General features: G+C 42.3%; 22 protein-coding genes and 1 tRNA gene. 20 read left to right on the forward strand and 3 right to left on the reverse strand.

Features of this window, described 5'->3' with window-relative positions; translation table 11 throughout:
* The first annotated feature begins 91 nt into the window (after window positions 1-91).
* Genes rpsB through D890_RS0103095 form a run of 10 tightly spaced genes read left to right on the forward strand, consistent with a single transcriptional unit; the run spans window position 92 to window position 9,014 of the window.
* Entirely contained in the window at window positions 92-901 is an 810-nt protein-coding gene (gene rpsB / locus D890_RS0103050; protein WP_018963065.1) for a 30S ribosomal protein S2, read from the forward strand.
* Window positions 902-903: 2 nt separating this feature from the next.
* Window positions 904-1,497 carry a translation elongation factor Ts gene (gene tsf, locus D890_RS0103055; protein ID WP_018963066.1) on the forward strand — a complete coding sequence of 198 codons (594 nt, stop codon included), beginning with the start codon at window positions 904-906 and terminating at the stop codon, window positions 1,495-1,497.
* Window positions 1,498-1,502: 5 nt separating this feature from the next.
* Window positions 1,503-2,219 carry a uridine monophosphate kinase gene (locus tag D890_RS0103060; protein WP_018963067.1) on the forward strand — a complete coding sequence of 239 codons (717 nt, stop codon included), beginning with the start codon at window positions 1,503-1,505 and terminating at the stop codon, window positions 2,217-2,219.
* A gap of 5 nt (window positions 2,220-2,224) precedes the next feature.
* On the forward strand, window positions 2,225-2,785 hold the full coding sequence (gene frr, locus D890_RS0103065; protein ID WP_018963068.1) for a ribosome recycling factor: 561 nt from the start codon (window positions 2,225-2,227) through the stop codon (window positions 2,783-2,785).
* Window positions 2,786-2,791: 6 nt separating this feature from the next.
* Window positions 2,792-3,565: a phosphatidate cytidylyltransferase gene (locus D890_RS0103070; protein ID WP_018963069.1), complete on the forward strand. Its 774-nt coding sequence runs from the start codon at window positions 2,792-2,794 to the stop codon at window positions 3,563-3,565.
* A complete protein-coding gene (locus D890_RS0103075; RefSeq protein ID WP_018963070.1) occupies window positions 3,556-4,638 on the forward strand; it encodes a hypothetical protein in 1,083 nt (360 codons plus the stop codon). Before D890_RS0103070 ends, D890_RS0103075 begins: the two co-directional genes overlap by 10 nt.
* Window positions 4,635-5,645: a M50 family metallopeptidase gene (locus D890_RS0103080; RefSeq protein ID WP_018963071.1), complete on the forward strand. Its 1,011-nt coding sequence runs from the start codon at window positions 4,635-4,637 to the stop codon at window positions 5,643-5,645. The genes D890_RS0103075 and D890_RS0103080 overlap by 4 nt, the downstream gene beginning before the upstream one ends.
* Window positions 5,642-6,697: a flavodoxin-dependent (E)-4-hydroxy-3-methylbut-2-enyl-diphosphate synthase gene (ispG, locus tag D890_RS0103085; RefSeq protein ID WP_018963072.1), complete on the forward strand. Its 1,056-nt coding sequence runs from the start codon at window positions 5,642-5,644 to the stop codon at window positions 6,695-6,697. Before D890_RS0103080 ends, ispG begins: the two co-directional genes overlap by 4 nt.
* Window positions 6,694-8,376 carry a proline--tRNA ligase gene (locus tag D890_RS0103090; RefSeq protein WP_018963073.1) on the forward strand — a complete coding sequence of 561 codons (1,683 nt, stop codon included), beginning with the start codon at window positions 6,694-6,696 and terminating at the stop codon, window positions 8,374-8,376. Before ispG ends, D890_RS0103090 begins: the two co-directional genes overlap by 4 nt.
* Window positions 8,373-9,014 carry a glycosyltransferase gene (locus tag D890_RS0103095; protein WP_018963074.1) on the forward strand — a complete coding sequence of 214 codons (642 nt, stop codon included), beginning with the start codon at window positions 8,373-8,375 and terminating at the stop codon, window positions 9,012-9,014. The genes D890_RS0103090 and D890_RS0103095 overlap by 4 nt, the downstream gene beginning before the upstream one ends.
* Window positions 9,015-9,067: 53 nt before the next feature.
* On the opposite strand, the gene D890_RS0103100 is transcribed toward D890_RS0103095, so the two are convergent.
* Both D890_RS0103100 and D890_RS0103105 read right to left on the reverse strand, forming a co-directional pair.
* Window positions 9,068-9,331 carry a stage V sporulation protein S gene (locus D890_RS0103100; protein ID WP_012544244.1) on the reverse strand — a complete coding sequence of 88 codons (264 nt, stop codon included), beginning with the start codon at window positions 9,329-9,331 and terminating at the stop codon, window positions 9,068-9,070.
* 72 nt (window positions 9,332-9,403) lie between these two features.
* A complete protein-coding gene (locus tag D890_RS0103105) occupies window positions 9,404-9,865 on the reverse strand; it encodes a hypothetical protein (RefSeq protein WP_018963075.1) in 462 nt (153 codons plus the stop codon).
* Between the two features lie 34 nt (window positions 9,866-9,899).
* Between D890_RS0103105 and D890_RS0103110 the strand changes: the two genes are divergently transcribed.
* The gene (locus D890_RS0103110; protein ID WP_018963076.1) at window positions 9,900-10,484 is read left to right on the forward strand and encodes a hypothetical protein; all 585 of its coding nucleotides are present in this window, start codon (window positions 9,900-9,902) and stop codon (window positions 10,482-10,484) included.
* A gap of 6 nt (window positions 10,485-10,490) precedes the next feature.
* On the opposite strand, the gene lexA is transcribed toward D890_RS0103110, so the two are convergent.
* A complete protein-coding gene (gene lexA / locus D890_RS07835; protein WP_026291301.1) occupies window positions 10,491-11,066 on the reverse strand; it encodes a transcriptional repressor LexA in 576 nt (191 codons plus the stop codon).
* 73 nt (window positions 11,067-11,139) lie between these two features.
* Here lexA and D890_RS0103120 point away from each other — a divergent pair.
* The 9 genes from D890_RS0103120 (at window position 11,140) to D890_RS0103160 (ending at window position 16,638) form a co-directional block, all read left to right on the forward strand.
* Window positions 11,140-11,225 (forward strand) — tRNA-Leu (locus D890_RS0103120).
* A gap of 2 nt (window positions 11,226-11,227) precedes the next feature.
* Window positions 11,228-12,169 carry an AIR synthase related protein gene (locus D890_RS0103125; protein WP_018963077.1) on the forward strand — a complete coding sequence of 314 codons (942 nt, stop codon included), beginning with the start codon at window positions 11,228-11,230 and terminating at the stop codon, window positions 12,167-12,169.
* A gap of 106 nt (window positions 12,170-12,275) precedes the next feature.
* The gene (locus D890_RS0103130) at window positions 12,276-12,458 is read left to right on the forward strand and encodes a ferredoxin (RefSeq protein WP_018963078.1); all 183 of its coding nucleotides are present in this window, start codon (window positions 12,276-12,278) and stop codon (window positions 12,456-12,458) included.
* 130 nt (window positions 12,459-12,588) lie between these two features.
* Complete coding sequence (gene rpsT / locus D890_RS0103135; protein ID WP_018963079.1) at window positions 12,589-12,876, forward strand: 30S ribosomal protein S20; 288 nt, start codon at window positions 12,589-12,591, stop codon at window positions 12,874-12,876.
* Between the two features lie 36 nt (window positions 12,877-12,912).
* Complete coding sequence (locus D890_RS0103140) at window positions 12,913-13,095, forward strand: ferredoxin (RefSeq protein WP_018963080.1); 183 nt, start codon at window positions 12,913-12,915, stop codon at window positions 13,093-13,095.
* Between the two features lie 39 nt (window positions 13,096-13,134).
* Window positions 13,135-13,695, forward strand: coding sequence for a dCTP deaminase (gene dcd / locus D890_RS0103145; RefSeq protein ID WP_018963081.1), 561 nt, complete (start codon window positions 13,135-13,137; stop codon window positions 13,693-13,695).
* A 6-nt stretch (window positions 13,696-13,701) separates the two neighbouring features.
* Window positions 13,702-15,048 (forward strand): bifunctional UDP-N-acetylglucosamine diphosphorylase/glucosamine-1-phosphate N-acetyltransferase GlmU, encoded by a 1,347-nt coding sequence (glmU, locus tag D890_RS0103150; RefSeq protein WP_018963082.1) that lies wholly within the window; start codon window positions 13,702-13,704, stop codon window positions 15,046-15,048.
* 23 nt (window positions 15,049-15,071) lie between these two features.
* Window positions 15,072-16,001 (forward strand): ribose-phosphate diphosphokinase, encoded by a 930-nt coding sequence (locus tag D890_RS0103155; protein WP_051073672.1) that lies wholly within the window; start codon window positions 15,072-15,074, stop codon window positions 15,999-16,001.
* Between the two features lie 13 nt (window positions 16,002-16,014).
* Complete coding sequence (locus D890_RS0103160; RefSeq protein ID WP_018963084.1) at window positions 16,015-16,638, forward strand: 50S ribosomal protein L25; 624 nt, start codon at window positions 16,015-16,017, stop codon at window positions 16,636-16,638.
* Window positions 16,639-16,645: the final 7 nt, after the last annotated feature.

A 16,645-nucleotide genomic window follows, 5' to 3' on the forward strand; every position in this document is an offset into this window, starting at 1 on the left:
GGAAGTAAGCACGTCCCTTTTAAGGCATGGCTCCCACATAAATAGTGGGTAATAGGGGCGGAAGAATAAAAACCATTTGGAGGTGTTTTTTGTGGCAGTAGTGACGTTGAAACAGTTATTAGAGGCCGGTGTACATTTTGGCCATCAGACAAGACGCTGGAACCCTAAAATGAAACCATTCATTTATGCTGAGAGGAATGGCATATACATTATTGATCTGCAAAAGACGTATGAGCAGTTGGAGAAGGCGTACGATTTTGTGAGGGATGCCAGTAAAGATGGCAAAGTTGTTCTGTTTGTAGGTACAAAACGGCAAGCTCAGGAACCAATTCGTGAAGAAGCGGAAAGAGCAGGCATGCCTTATGTCAATCAGCGGTGGATCGGTGGGTTCTTAACGAACTTCCGTACCATACGTGGTCGTATAAAGAAATATAAGGAACTGCTTGCACTTAAAGAACAGGGCTATATTGAGTCACTCGGTTATAAAGAGCAGAAAACAGTGATGAGAGAATTAGATAAGTTGGATAAATACTATTCGGGTGTGAAAGATATGGAAACGCTTCCGGATGTGCTTTTTGTGGTTGATACGAAAAAAGAGGAAGCAGCAATAAGGGAAGCAAAGAAGATTGGTATACCTGTGGTCGCAATGGTAGATACAAACTGTGATCCAGATATGATCGATTATCCCATACCTGCAAACGACGATGCTGTTAGAGCTATCAAACTGGTTACTTCTAAAATTGCGGACGCTATTTTAGAAGGCCGGGAAGGACGTCAAGGTGTAGTTACACCAGAAGGCCAACAGGCAAGCATGGAAGAAATAGCTGAGGAACTGGAAGGCATCGATGAGACCGAGAAATATCTCGATTTGATCGAAGACCAAGAAAAGGAGGAAGAGTAACAATGGATATATCTGCTTCATGTGTGAAACAACTCCGTGATGAAACCGGAGCTGGTTTCATGGAGTGCAAAAAAGCATTACAGGAAACAAATGGCGATATGGAAAAGGCAAAGGAAGTACTGAAGGAAAAAGGTCTTGCTAAGGCTGAGAAAAAGGCCGGGCGTGCTGCGTCACAAGGGCTCATCCACTCTTATATTCACGGTGAGGGTAAACTTGGCGTCCTTGTTGAGGTTAACTGCGAAACCGATTTCGTTGCAAGGACGGACGATTTTAAAGAACTTGTCCACGAAATAGCGTTGCAGATAGCAGGTATGGCTCCTGAGTACGTCAGCATTGAAGATGTACCTGCTGACGTGTTGGAGCAAGAAAAAGAACTGTACAGAAAACAAGCTGAAAATGAAGGGAAGCCTGCTGAGATTATAGATAAGATCGTAGAAGGAAAAGTACAGAATTTTTATAAAACCAAAGTTCTATTGGAGCAACCTTATGTAAGAGACGATTCTAAGGTCGTAAAAGATCTCATCAAAGAAAAAATAGCTTTGATCGGCGAGAATATCGTCGTACGTCGGTTTGTTCGTTGGACTTTAGGTGAGTGAAGGCCATGCAGCCCTTTAAAAGGTTGCTGGTAAAATTAAGTGGCGAATTGTTGGGCGGAGAAAACATCGTTTTCTCCGCTCCTTATTTAGATGCTCTCTGTAATGCGGTTAGTGCTCTGAAGCAGTCCGACCGAGAATTGGCATTTGTGGTTGGCGGAGGAAATATATGGCGAGGGCGCGATGCAGAGAGATTAAAGATTGATAGTACTGATGCAGATTACGTAGGTATGTTGGCTACTGCAGTGAATGGTTTAATGCTTAAAAGTGTCTTTGAAAGCAGAGGCATAGGAACAGAATTAGTTTCGAGCTTCAACATTGATGGTATAGCCTGTCGCAAACATCCTTCGGAAGTAAGAGAGCTGATCAAACAGCAGGTTGTAGTTTTTGTGGGAGGAACAGGTATGCCTCATCTAACCACTGATACCTTGGCTGCGATAAGAGCTGTGGAAATTGGTGCGGACACATTGGTTAAACTGACAAAAGTTGATGGCGTTTATGATAAAGATCCTGAGAAATACAAAGATGCAAAGAAATTTGATCGTATTTCCTTTGATGAAGCTTTGCAAAAGCGTTTAGAAATTATGGATTTAGCAGCTTTCGAATTGTTGCGTGATCATCATATTTCGGTGGCTGTTATAAAAGGAACAGATCCAAAAGCGTTAACACGTTTTGTAGATAACCCGCAAGAAGGAACATTGGTTTTGCCAACAGTGGAGGTGTGAACTTTATGAAAGAGCATGAAATAACCAAGGAAGCCAGAGACCATTTCAAGAAGACTATAGACACTATGAGCGAACAGCTCAGCACTATTCGTGCTTCACGGGTGAGCCCTGCCATACTGGAGCCTATAACTGTGGAGTATGGTGGCTCTAAGTACAGGATAAATGACTTGGCTATGATAGTTGCTCAGGATGCACGTACACTGTTAATAGAACCTTGGGACAACTCCATGATTCCGGCTATTTCAAAGGCCATACAGAAAGCTAATATCGGTGCTAATCCTAGTGACGATGGTAAAAGCATAAAACTGCTGTTTCCTACACTATCTCAAGAGCGACGTCAAGAACTCACAAAACTTGTAGATAAGTATCTGGAAGAAGCTCGTATCGCCTTGCGTAATATCCGCCGCGAGTACGTGGATGAGGTAAAAGGAAAAGAAAAGAAGAAAGAACTCTCAGAAGACGAAAGCAGACGAGTCCAGAATGAAATTCAGAAAGTCTACGAAGAGTTTGAAAAAGAAATGGAGCAAATTTGTGATAAGAAACGAAAAGAGATTATGGAAGAGTGAATCAGGTTGCTTGGGGGGCTAATTGATCACGAGCTCATTGTACGAGCTCTATGGGGCATAATTGTTGTCGTATTAGTCGTAGTGAGCATACTTTCTAACTGGAGTTATGGTTTATTGACATTTTTCATTGGGTTGATGTCTGTTCTTGAACTTGCAAGCATGTTTAGGGTAGACTACATCCATGCAATTATCATTTATGTTGTGGACTACGTTGCTACGGTGTTCTTCGGCTTAGGTATTGGTCTGGCTCTTGGCCTGATAATCGTTATTTTATCCTCCCTTAGGTTAAATCCGTTAGAAAGCACAGATAAGCGTTGGATACTTGTAAAAGTTGTCTCAGTCTATATAGCACTTTGTACAAGCAGCTTTATAATGTTCAAATTGTATGTGCCTTCTCCGTGGATAGTGTTGTGTTTTTGGCTTTCCCTTTGGGTTTTTGATTCTACAGCGTATTTATGGGGAAGGAATACAGGCTCTGAGCGTTTTGCCCCGTTTATAAGCCCTGGGAAAAATTTAGAGGGGTTTGTGTTTGGCTATATAACAACGATACTGTGCAGTGCACTACTGAGTGTTATCTTTAAGCAACCTATCATAAATATGTTTGGCATTTTCGTTCCCTTGTCTGGTATATGTGGAGATTTGTTGGAATCTTGGGCTAAGCGTATAGCTGGGGTAAAAGATTCCGGAAAAATCATTCCGTATCATGGCGGCATATGGGATAGATTTGATAGCTCATTGCTTGCATCACTGGTTGTTTTGGTGGTGATCGAATGTCTGTAAAAGTTGCTGTGTTCGGCGCTACTGGTTCTGTGGGCATGCAGACAATGGAAGTTTTAGACGCTTATCGTAACCAGTACGAGCCTTTTTTGTTATTAGGTGGTCATAACGTAGAGCCTTTAGAACAACTTGGTGCTAAATATAATTGTCCTATCTACAGTCCATGGTTGGCCAATTTTAGCCGAGAACAATTACGTGATCATCTAAAATTGGCGGACATATTAGTGTACGCTGTTTCCTCTGTTGATTATTTGCCAGAGCTGGTCAATTTTCTTTCCCAGGGTAAGCCTGTCTGCCTTTCCACAAAAGAAGTCATTGTTGAGGCTTGGCCATTTATAAAAACTTATTCCGATTTAATACGACCGGTGGATTCTGAACACAATGCCCTGTGGAGATTGGGAGCTGGACACAAAGGTATAGATAAGCTTTACGTTGTTGGGTCTGGAGGTTCTCTTAGAGAAAAAAGTAAAACCGAAATTGAGGAAGCAACTCTCAAGGATGTTATGAACCATCCCGTATGGCAGATGGGTCCAAAGGTTACGTTTGATTCAGCATTGCTTATTAATAAATCTATGGAAGTTATAGAAGCCAGCCATTTATTTGGGTTAGATGGCGAGAATATTGAGGTAATCATAGAACCTTCGGGACATGTACATGGCGTGGTGGATTTCTGCGATGGTTCTCGTGAGGTTTTGCTTTCCGAACCGACAATGAAATTACCTATTGCTTATGCGTTATCATTTCCAGAATATCTACCCAGTGTTTCCTCTCTGCGGTCTTTGCTTGAGGAACAGTTGAACTTCAGAAAGCCTGATACAGAGCGATTTCCATGTGTTGAACTCGGGCATCTTGCCCTTACCGTTGGATATACAGGTTGTATGGCATTTTCTGTCGCCGACCAAATAGCATTTCAAGAATTTTCTCTTGGTCACATAAGGCCATCGGAAGTTTATAAACTTCTTTTAAATGCCATAGACTACTATAGGGGTGAAACTTATCCTGATACTATAGAAGACTATTTTGAATTGAGGCAGGAAATGATAGAAGCGATTACAAAGGAGGCTCACGAGATTTGAATGCTCTTTACGTGGTTATAGCCATAATAGCCATATCTGTATTGTTGGTTGCACATGAATATGGTCATTACTTGGTAGCTAAACGTCTCCATTATGAAGTAACGGGATTCGGTGTAGGGTTTGGTCCCGTTATTTATAAGCGGAAGCATGGAGAGACAGAGTTTAGATTAGGTATAATACCATTTGGCGCTTACGTAGAAGTACCGGCTATGGATGGACAAGGGGCAAGTATTATTAGACCACTTCATAAGGTAGCCATCGCAGTAGCTGGGCCATTAATGAATTTTGTTCTTGCGTTTATTATTATATTCGTTGTGCTCATTGCAGGGAATCCCACTGAGCCGAGTACAACTATTGCATCCATAGTTCCCAATTCGCCAGCATCTCAAGTACTTCAGGTGGGAGATAAAATACTGCAAATAGATGGTCAGAATGTGGCAGACTATTCACAGTTCCAACAGACCATTTCTAAGAAAAATGTCGGAGAACCTGTAGAACTTTTGATCCAGCGTGACAATCAACAATTAAAGGTGCGATTAACAGTGGAGAACATCTCTTACGATGGCCAAAAATTTGTCGGAATAGGCATCACTGCTGCCCCAAAGAAGTATTCTCCTGTTGATGCGTTTGTGAAGTCATTTTCGGAAGTCTGGTTAATGATAGAGCAACTATGGCAAGGGCTGATACTATTGGTGACACGCCCGAAGACCACTGAAGTTATGGGCATCATCGGGATAACGGCCACTATGGCAACGTTTGCGCGTTCGAACTTTGTTGTGTTCTTATACCTTGTTTCACTTATTAGTGCGAACTTGGGTTTTGTCAATTTGATTCCTTTTCCCGCTCTGGATGGTAGCCTCATACTTACGGGGCTTGTTGAATCAGTTATAGGAAAACCACTTCCACAGTCTTGGATTAATGTCATAAATGCTATCGGGTTTGTGTTTTTGATGGGACTCATGGTCTATGTGTCTTTCCTTGATGTAGGAAGGTTGATAGGTCTATGATTGAACGCAGAAAAACCAGGTCTGTAAAAGTTGGAAATCTAACCATTGGCGGTGATGCTCCTGTCATTGTCCAAACGATGTTGAAAACAAATATTGCCAATTTAGATGATGCGTTATCAGAACTCAGAGAAGATATTTCTGCTGGTGCACAGCTTGTACGCTTTGCTGTTCCGGATAAAACTGCGGCGGCGAATATATCAGCTTTAGTTAAGGAAAGTTCAGTTCCTTTAGTTGCGGACATTCATTTTGACCCGCAGTTGGCCATTATGGCTCTTGAGAGTGGTGTTTCAAAACTTCGACTAAACCCTGGAACGATAAAAGATAAGCTTGCTCGAAAAGATATTGTCTTATTAGCGAAAGAAAAGCACGTTCCTATACGTATAGGATTAAATACGGGTAGTTTGCCTATGGAACGAAAACGCCCTGAAGAGGAATTAATCTCATTTGCAATCAGAGTAATGTCTGAGGAAGTGGCAATGTTAGAAGAATTATCATTCTTTGATATCGTTCTTTCTATAAAGAGTTCTGACCCTGTAGAAAATGTTGCCATAAACCGAAGATTGAGCGAAACGTTCGACTATCCTGTACATTTAGGTGTCACTGAAGCAGGGCAGGGGACAGAAGGATTAATTTATTCTGTTTCAGGTATGGCGCCTCTTTTAATGGATGGCATAGGGGACACCATAAGGGTTTCCCTAAATGGTCCTTCTGTAGAGGAAGTTGAAGCTGCCTATCATTTACTTCGCTCCTGCGGTAGGCTAAAAAAAGGCGTTCATATTGTGGCATGTCCAACGTGTGGGCGTCTTGAGAGGAAAACGTGGGATGTTGTTAAGACTTTACGAGAACAGTTAAAAGACGTTGAAAAACCTTTGACAATTGCCGTAATGGGATGCATGGTTAATGGACCACAGGAAGCATCTCGCGCAGATATCGGTGTAGCCTTAGGTTCAGCGGGCGCTGTCCTGTTTAAGAAAGGGAGCGTCATTCGTGTTCTTAAGCGTGATGAAGATATTGTTAACGCTATAATGGAAGAAGTAGGGAGGTTATCATGATCGCACATGCAAAAAACTTTTTTTACAAAACCCTTAGAGAAGACCCAAAGGATGCGGAAGCTGTTTCACATAAGCTGCTTATACGTTCCTCGATGATAAAGCAAATTGCCTCTGGAATATACGCATTCCTACCCCTGGGGCACCGTGTTCTCAAAAAGATAGAAACCATCGTACGTGAGGAGATGGATGGGATCGGTGGCCAAGAGATGACCATGTCCATTATGATGCCTGCAGAAATGTGGAAAAAGACAGGACGTTGGGATATTTACGGTGACGATATGCTAAAACTCAAAGACAGAAAAGAACAAGATTTTTGCCTTGGTCCCACCCACGAAGAACAAGTCACCACACTGGCAGGGCAGGTAATTTCATCATATAAACAGCTTCCTTTGCTGGTTTATCAGATTCAGACAAAATTCCGTGATGAGCCTCGACCACGTTTTGGATTGATAAGATTGAGGGAATTTGTCATGAAAGATGGTTATTCCTTCCATGACAATGAAGAGAGTTTGCATGAAACATACATGGAAGTGCTTAAAGCATATCAACGTATTCTGGGACGGATGGACCTAAGCTTCAGCGTTGTTGCCGCAGACCCCGGCCAAATAGGTGGTAACCTTTCTCACGAGTTCATTGTTCCTGCAAAGGTAGGAGAAAGTACGGTGTTCAAGTGCGATAAATGTGGATACGTTGCAACCTCAGAAGTGGCTACTTCAGTAGCACCAGCACTCGACACCTTGGAAAAACCGGATCAGGCTAAGTTGCATACACCAAATAGTTCATCCATCGACGATGTTTCACAGGTTTTGTCTTTGCCAAAAAGCCGTATTGTCAAGGCTGTCATGGTTATCGGTGATAGCAAACCGTATATGATCTTGGTGCGCGGCGATAGAAATGTGGACGAATCGAAAATGAATAGGCGTTTTTCTGAATGGCGTATGATGACTGATGAAGAGATTACCAACATGGGATTAGTCCCAGGCTTCGTTGGGCCAAAAGCTCATATAGAAGGGCTGACCATTCTTAAGGATAAATCGCTGGATAATGTTGACTGGGGTGTAGTAGGGGCTAACGAAAAAGACTATCATATTGTTGGTGTGAGTTTGGGCGACATACCTTATGATGAAATTGTGGATGTGGGCGCCGTTGTAGAAGGTGACGCATGTCCCAACTGCGGTGGTCCACTGAGTAGTTTTACAGGGTTGGAAGTAGGCCACATTTTTAGATTGGGAACACGTTATTCTGAGCCATTAGAAGCGTTTTACCATGACGCGAATGGAGAAAGAAAACCTTTTATCATGGGCTGCTATGGCATAGGTGTAACGCGGTTAGTGAGTGCTATTATCGAACAGCATCATGACGACAATGGCATTGTTTGGCCATGGGTAGTTGCACCTTTTCACGTCGTTCTTATTCCCATCGGCACTGTACAATCTTCTTTGGATGAACTTTCTGATAGTCTTGTAAAAGCCGGTTTGGATGTTTTTGTGGATGACCGTGATGAACGTCCTGGCGTTAAGTTCGTTGATGCTGATCTGGTGGGGTTCCCTGTTAGAATCGTTGTCAATGCAAAAAACACCGACCAAGTGGAAATAAAATTTAGAAAAACGGGCGAAGTTGTCCGCGTCAGTAGGAATGAAGTTGTCAAGACCATATTAGATGAGGCTAAAAACTTGTGAAGGATAGCGATCAATCATTTTTGGTTCTTATTCCTGCTCTAAATGAGGAGAAAACAATTTCCAGTGTTATAGCTCCTCTTATTGCTGAAAACATTCCCGTAGTTGTAGTGGATGATGGTTCCACTGATGGAACGGCATTCGAATCTGCTTATGCAGGTGCAGTAGTAGTGATCTTCCCCAAAAATCGTGGGAAAGCGGATGCAGTACGTCAAGCTCTAAGGTTTCCAGTGAAGAAAGTGCTTCTTTTGGATGCTGACCTTACTAATTTCACTCGTGAGCATGCTACTCAGGTAAAGAAATGGCTGAGCCAATATGATTGTGCGCGCATAGAATTAATGGGAGGCAGAACTGCTACTACATTGTCTCATATGATAAGTCCTGCACTCGCAGGTCAGAGAATTCTTTCCATGAGCATACTAAGCTCATTCTTTGGTGAATGTTCTGTGAACCGTTTTCAACTTGAAGTGGCCTTAGAGGACTTCTTAAAGAAGCATGGCTACCATGAAGAAGATTTAGTGCTTAAAGGCGTTGGCCAAGTTATGAAAGAAGAAAAGCGTGGCTTGTGGAAGGGCATAATTGCCCGCCTGGGTATGTATAAAGATATTATCCAATACAAACTAAAAAGCAGGGCCGCATAGCCAACGACCCTGCTCTGTTTTCTACTTTTTTAATTTATTGTGTGCTTTTTTTGTTACTCTCTGGGTTCAATGATGAATTTGATCGCAGTTCTGTCTTCTTCTCCAATTTTTACATCGGTAAAACCTGGGATACAAACGATGTCGATGCCGTTTGGAGCCAAAAATCCTCTTGCAATAGCTATGGCCTTGGTAGCCTGGTTGACTGCACCAGCACCTATGGCTTGCAATTCAGCTTCTCCGTGCTTTCTAATTACTTCCGCAAGTGCGCCAGCGGCTTTCTTCGGATCAGTCTTCGCAGAAATCTTCAGTACTTCCATGCTAGAACCCTCCTTGTATCAGTGATTAAGTTTATTATACCCTATGTACGTTAAAGAAAAACGCGTCCCATTTTAGCTCTTGCGTTTCTTATAAGCTTGTGGTGCCCACCATGGCTCATCCCACATTTCTGCAGCTAAGTTACCCCATGGAGCCTTGATAAGTGAAATAAGAAGACCTAAAACCAAACCACCTGCTAATCCGAAGATACCAAAAACATGGGAGATTATCCATCCCATGGTACATGCAGAGGTCAACACTTGAAGATAACGTGCCACAGGTTGCTTCCTAGTCCTGCGAACTATTGCCAACACTACCAAACCAACGGTAATTACGCCTAAAATTGCTGGTAATGTTATCATGTAGTAGAAGTCATAAACAACCATCAGCAAAACCAAAGCCACAAGCCAATAAGCTTTGGACGTTGTCGATGGTGCATGGTTGGGGCTGAGAAAGTATTGAACAAATGCTCCCCAAAAGAACCAGAACACATAAGCGGTAATAAAAGTTATTAACACAGTTCCTACAACAGCCATGGAGAAATTATACTTCATAGGACGAGGTGATATTGTGAGAGTTGGATGGGATATTTCTCATTTGGAATTTACTGTGACTGATTATTATTATTTCGGGAAGCTAAACATGTTTTTGCAGAGGAACGGGTTTGTTGTTGAAGAAGTAGGCGACTTTAACCAATTATCCAGTTTTGATACCATTGTTTTTAATTATCCTGAAGTAGCATTTAATGATATTGAGATTGGCAATATTAGACAATGGGCAGAGGCAGGTAAAAACATTATTTTCGCTGGTTATTACAAGAATGAAGATGGGGTCGGTAGCAACATTAACAAGGTGACACAACATTTTGGACTACGTATGAAACTCGAGGAGCCACAGGATCCTACAAGTGAAGATCCTTATTTCTTAAACGTGAAAAGCAGGTCAGGTCTGGAAGGCGTATTCCCTTGCAGTGACATCGTCGAAGGAGGAGAAGCGCTATTAACTTCAGCCGTGGGTACAACTGCTTGTAAGATAGATGTTGGTAAAGGTAAAATTGTTTTACTAGGGAGTTGCGTTTTCTGGGATTCTTTTAGTCTACCGTTGAAGCAGAACTCTGCTATAACGTCATGCTTATTAAGAGGAGAAAATTTTTAAACAAATCTAATATCTCCTAATAACGGCCATAACTTTGCCAACGATCTTCGCGCCATCGTTAAGGGGTATGCGGCTATATTTTGAATTACTTGGTTCAAGCCACCAAGATCCTGTTTCGTCTCTTCTTATACGTTTTACCGTAGCCATATCTTCTACAATAGCGACTACAACGTCTCCATTAACCCAATCTAAGGAAGAATTTACAATGACAATATCGCCTTCAAGAATGCCGGAACCCTCCATAGAATCGCCTTTTACCCGAAGCCCAAATTGATTGGGTCCATAGAACAAATCCTCTAAAGAGAGGTAACCGTCAAGGTCTTCTACTGCAAGTGTCTTAAAACCTGCAGTAACTTTTCCTATGAGTGGTACTTCCATGGGGACTACAATGGAACGGTGGCCAGAGGTCCGCTTTATGTAACCTTTTTTTTCCAGTGCTTCTAAATGTTTTGCGACACCCCTTGGTGAGGAAATACCAAGAATAGCACAGAGTTCTCTAACAGTAGGTGGATAGTGATTCTCAGCTGTAAAAGACTTTATGGCTTCAAGCACTTCTTTTTGCCTGTCCGTTAACTCTTTCATACAACAATAGTATACCATAACGGCTTTAGCCTTTACATAGATGCTTGTTTCGTGTATAATTACTTTTGATTGTGGGGGCGTGGCGGAATGGCAGACGCAGCGGACTTAAAATCCGCTGGGCTTACGCTCGTGTGGGTTCGACTCCCACCGCCCCCACCAATATGGAAGGAAAAGTCCCTGTTTCTGTTATTGGTAATCTTGTTGGTCATTACTTTGGAAATGTACGGGAAGAAGTGATTGTTGACGCGACATCACTTACAGATAGTGCTATAGTCGATTTAGGTGCTCCTCTGGTGGTGAGCACTGACCCTATAACAGGGGCGGAAGACTATGTTGCTCAACTGGCTGTACATATAAATGCTAATGACGTGCGTGTGGCTGGCGGTGAGCCGGTGGCATTCTTATCTGTTTTGCTGCTCACTCCATCATTCCCTGAAGACAAGTTAGAGCACTTTTTTGAACACTTTAATGCTGGTTTGTCTTTCGAGAATGCGCAACTTATCGGGGGTCACAGTGAATACACCTCTGCGGTTAATAAGCCCGTAGTTATAGGCACCATGATAGGGAAAAAAGTAAGAGATCTAAACCACAATAACATTGGCTCCGGACAATATGTTTTTCTTGCAGGTCATTTAGGGCAAGAGGGGCTTATGCTGCTCAAAGGAACATATCATGAAGACATACTAAAAGTTTCCATTAAACCCATAATGGATGTTGCATTTACTGTACCGTCTTTAGTGTTTGCTCATGATTTGACGGAGGGTGGTTTAGTTGCTGGTTTATGGGAACTGGTAAGAGGTACTCCTTTCGGCATACGCGCTACTCTGGACCCGGTTTACATCGGTGATGAACTGCGTACACTCTCACATTCGATGAATTTCAATCCACTTAAGCTGATTTCCTCTGGTTCTGTGCTATTAGTATGTAATAAAAAAGATGAAATTGAAAAGGCATTCAATGAGCACCATATTCCATTCGCTTTCTTGGGGACATTGGACGACACAGGAGAAGCTTTTTTGAATGGCATCAAAGTAAAAGACCTTGACCCTGAGGGCCCAGATGAACTGTGGTCGGTGAAAGCAAGCTCTTCCGTAGACAAGTAGCGATTAACCCTTTATGAAATGATAAATGTTTTATGCAATTTGTGGTCAAGCGTTCTTTACTTTAGCGTGTATAATTCTATCAGATTATAAAAAGGAGGCCTGCTGCATGGCTATTAAGGTAGACAAAGACATGTGTATCGCATGTGGAGTGTGCATGGCTCTATGCCCAGAGGTATTTCAAGCTGACGCTGAGGGTAAGAGTGAAGTAATACCAGGAGCGGATGAGAGTTTGCCTTGCGTTGATGAGGCAATAGATTCTTGTTCCACAGGTGCTATTAGTAGAGAGTAGAGCTTAGCTGACGTTCTGGCTTACTTGTTGTAAGTTCGAAAAAATGTGCCTGATATGAAATATTGACAATACCAATGCTAATGATGTATGATTGATTTAAGTAAACGATTTTGTTGAGAGGAGTGATTTAATGGCAAATACGATATCAGCTAAGAGGCGCATACGTTTAACTCAAAAGGAAACAGCTTACAACAGATATTGGCGTACCACGATGAGAACTTACGTCAAGAAGGCTAAAAAAGCTATAGAAGCAGGAGATCGCCAAGCGGCTCAAGAAGCAGTGCTCAAGGCACAAGGGATTTTGGACAAAGTTGCAGTGAAAGGTGTGATTCACAAAAACGAGGCAGCGAGGAGAAAATCACGTTTGATGAAGCTATTCAACGAGAAATTCTCTGATACTGCATCCAAAGCTGAGTAAATTGTTTCATGGCTCTTGGTGAAAGGAGGAATTTAGTTGGCTTTGAAGGTGGATAAAGACCTTTGTATCGCATGTGGGGTATGCATGGCTCTATGCCCAGAGGTATTTCAAGCGGATGATGAAGGTAAGAGCGAGGTAATACCTGGAGCAGACGAGAGTTTGTCCTGCGTTGATGAAGCCATAGATTCCTGCCCAACAGGTGCTATCAGTAGAGAGTGAGGCTTATGCCTCACTCTCGTTGCTTATAAGGCAGACGAGATGATACTTCCTGACGTTCTTATTTGCGAACTTATAGAGCAAAAAGCTTTGTGCATAAATCCACTAAATGAATCGCAAATTCAACCATCTTCTGTGGATTTGTGTCTTGGTTATGATTTTCTAATCATGGATAACCTAAACATGCCGTTGGTAGACCCTAAGAGCAAAAACAGCATAACATACCGTGAAGCGCATGTGCAAGAGGGTTCTAAGTTAATACTTCAACCTGGTGTTTTTTTGCTCGGAACTACTATCGAGAAAATCATGCTTCCCAATTTTTTGGTGGCCCGTGTTGAAGGTCGTTCTTCACTCGGGCGAATGGGTATACTTATTCATGCCACTGCTGGTTATGTTGATCCTGGCTTTTGTGGACAGATAACGTTGGAAATTTCAAACGTCAGCAACATCCCTGTGGCACTTTACCCCAAAATGAGAATATGTCAGCTTAGTTTTGAACTTTTATATGAGAATTGTAAAGTTCCTTATGGTGTTAAAGGAAAGTACCAGGGCCAAGAAGGACCAAAAGGAACTAAGATATATATGGATTTTCCAGAGGAGTGATGTAACGTGTATAGTGCTGTAATATTAGCGGGAGGCGTTGGCAAACGGTTCAACTCTAAGACCCCGAAAATAATGCATCGTTTGGGCGAGAAGCCAATCATTTATCATTCTTTGGAAACATTAAAAGCTTTAGGAGATGTAAATGAAGTTATAGTGGTGACTTCTCCTCAGATAGCTAAACTTTTGCCAGAAGATATAAAAATTGTCATACAAGAAGAACCTTTGGGAACAGCCCATGCAGCTTTTTTAGGTGCGCAATCGGCTATAAATGATTCGCTGTTGATTGTGAATGCAGATATACCTTTAGTTTCAAAAGAAACATTTGAAAGTTTCATTAGTTCGCCATCTCTGCGTAGTATCGGTGTGACGCGTTTCCCCTTCGAAAGTGATTTTGGAAGAGTCCGCTTTGCTGATGGTCTGCTGCGGCAAATAGTGGAATTCTCAGACTTAGAAGGCCAAAGAGATAAGGACATCCCGTTTGTCAATACGGGAGTTTACAAGGCGCTAAAACAGGATATTTTAGAGATATTCCCGTTGTTAAGGACAGAAAACGCGAAGAAAGAATATTACATAACTGACATGTTTAATATGCTTGCGCAAAAACAAGGCGTAAGCATACTTATGTTCAATGATTGGGAACAATTCCTTGGAATTAATACGCGTCATGATCTTGCCAAAGTGTTCGCTGTTTACAAAGAGCGCATACTGGAAAGAGTAATGGAACAAGCTACAGTAATTGACCCAAATACAACATTTATTGGTGAGCGTGTTTCCATTGGTCAAGATACGGTGATTTATCCTAATACAACCATTTTGGGTGAGACCATTATTGGACAAAATTGTTCCATTGGGCCAAACGTAGAAATAAAGGATAGTAAAGTGGGCGATGATTGTGAAATTAAGTTCTCTGTTGTTGAAGAAGCTACCATTGATAATGATGTTAGTGTAGGCCCATTTGGAAGGGTAAGACCTGGAGCGCATTTATGTGATGGTGCAAAGATAGGTAATTTCGTGGAAATAAAGAATAGCAGTATCGGTAAGCATACTAAAGTTAATCACTTATCCTACATTGGAGATGCTCAAGTAGGTGAGGACACGAACATCGGTGCTGGTACTATAACATGCAACTATGATGGTTATACAAAGAATAGAACTGTTATCGGTGACAGAGTATTCATAGGCTCCGACACAATTCTGGTGGCTCCTGTAGAACTTGAGGATGATGTCTTCACGGCAGCCGGTTCTGTAATAACAGACAAAATCCCGCGATATAGCTTGGGCATAGGTAGAGCAAGGCAACTAAACAAGGATGGTTGGGTCAAGGAATATAGGCGTAAGAAGGAGATGAAGTAATCGTGGGCGTAGACGGCAGGCCGATGGCTGTCATATCAGGCACAGCTAATAAGCCTTTAGCCCAAAAAATCGTGGAAGCACTTGGAACAGAACTCTTACCTGTGGAAACATATAGATTCAAAGATGGAGAAACAGGAATTCGGATAAAGGAATCGGTCCGCGGTTATGAAGTTTTTGTTATACAACCTACTTCTCCACCTGTAAACGAAAACCTTATGGAATTACTTATCATGCTCGATGCGTTAAGAAGAGCGTCTGTCGCTGAAATAACCGTAATAATGCCTTATTATGGTTACGCGCGTCAAGACAGAAAAAGTAAGCCGCGAGAACCTATTACTGCACGTTTGGTAGCTGAGCTTATAGAGGCCGCTGGTGCTGATAGAGTGGTTGCTGTGGACTTGCATGTTCCACAGATACAGGGTTTCTTCAAAATTCCAGTAGATAATCTTACCGCTATGCCTTTATTCGCAGATTACGCGCGCGATGCTTTGCCTTTCTTGCAAAATGCTGTAGTCGCTTCTCCTGACGTGGGAGGTGTGGTTAGGGCGAACGGTTTAGCATATCGTCTCGATAATAGGCCTCTGGTCATATGTGATAAACGTAGGACTGGAACTAATGTAGCAGAAATTGTTCATGTAATAGGCGATGTGGCGGATAAAGATGTACTTATCGTTGATGATATAATAGACACTGGCGGTTCCTTGATGAAAGCTGCGAAAGTATTTAAAGAACGTGGAGCAAAAAACATATGGGCTTTCGCAACGCATGGCTTATTCAGTGAAGGTGCCGTAGAAGCTATGGAGGAATCCGTATTGGAACGTATCGTGGTGACGGACACAGTACGTAGCGAATACTCGAGTGAAAAAATTCAAGTTGTAAGTGTGGCACCGCTCATCGCGGAAGCCATAAGACGTATAAGAACAAATCAAAGCATATCGGCATTGTTTGATTAAAGGAGTGGTTTAGATGGCATTGAAAGTATTGAAGAGAACAGAAACGGGCACGAGAAGAGTAAAAAAGTCGAGAGTTTTAGGACAAGTGCCTGCCATTTTATATGGGCAAGGCGTAAATCCAACACCTCTCTTAGTAGAACGTACTGATTTAGCAAAAGAACATGTGGCATTGGGGCGGTCTGTTGAGTTAGATTTGGATGGGCAGCTCATAAGAGCCATTGTTAAAGACGAGCAGAGAAATGCTATAACAGAAGAAGTGCTTCACTTGGACTTTCAGGCCCTCAGTGCTGGTGCAACTGTTACAATCACAGTACCTATAGTACTTGAAGGGGAACCTGTGGGTATTAAAAAAGGTGGCATTTTAGAATTCTTGACGCGTGAACTCGAGCTGGAGCTTCCTGCTGAGAAGCTTATAGAAGAAATCAGAGTAAACGTGTCAAACATGGATGTTGGAGACGTTGTACATGTGGGCGACTTAAATTTACCTGAGGAAGCAAAAGTTTCAAAAGATCTGGAAGAAGTAGTTGTTTCTGTGGCGGCTCCTGAGGAAGAAGAGGTAACTGAGGAAGAAACGGCTGCAGAAGGAGAACCAGAGGTTATTACAAAGGGTAAGAAAGAAGAGGAGGAGGAAGCTTAACCTTATT

The sequence above is a fragment of the Coprothermobacter platensis DSM 11748 genome, from assembly GCF_000378005.1.
In the GTDB taxonomy this organism is placed as follows: domain Bacteria; phylum Coprothermobacterota; class Coprothermobacteria; order Coprothermobacterales; family Coprothermobacteraceae; genus Coprothermobacter; species Coprothermobacter platensis.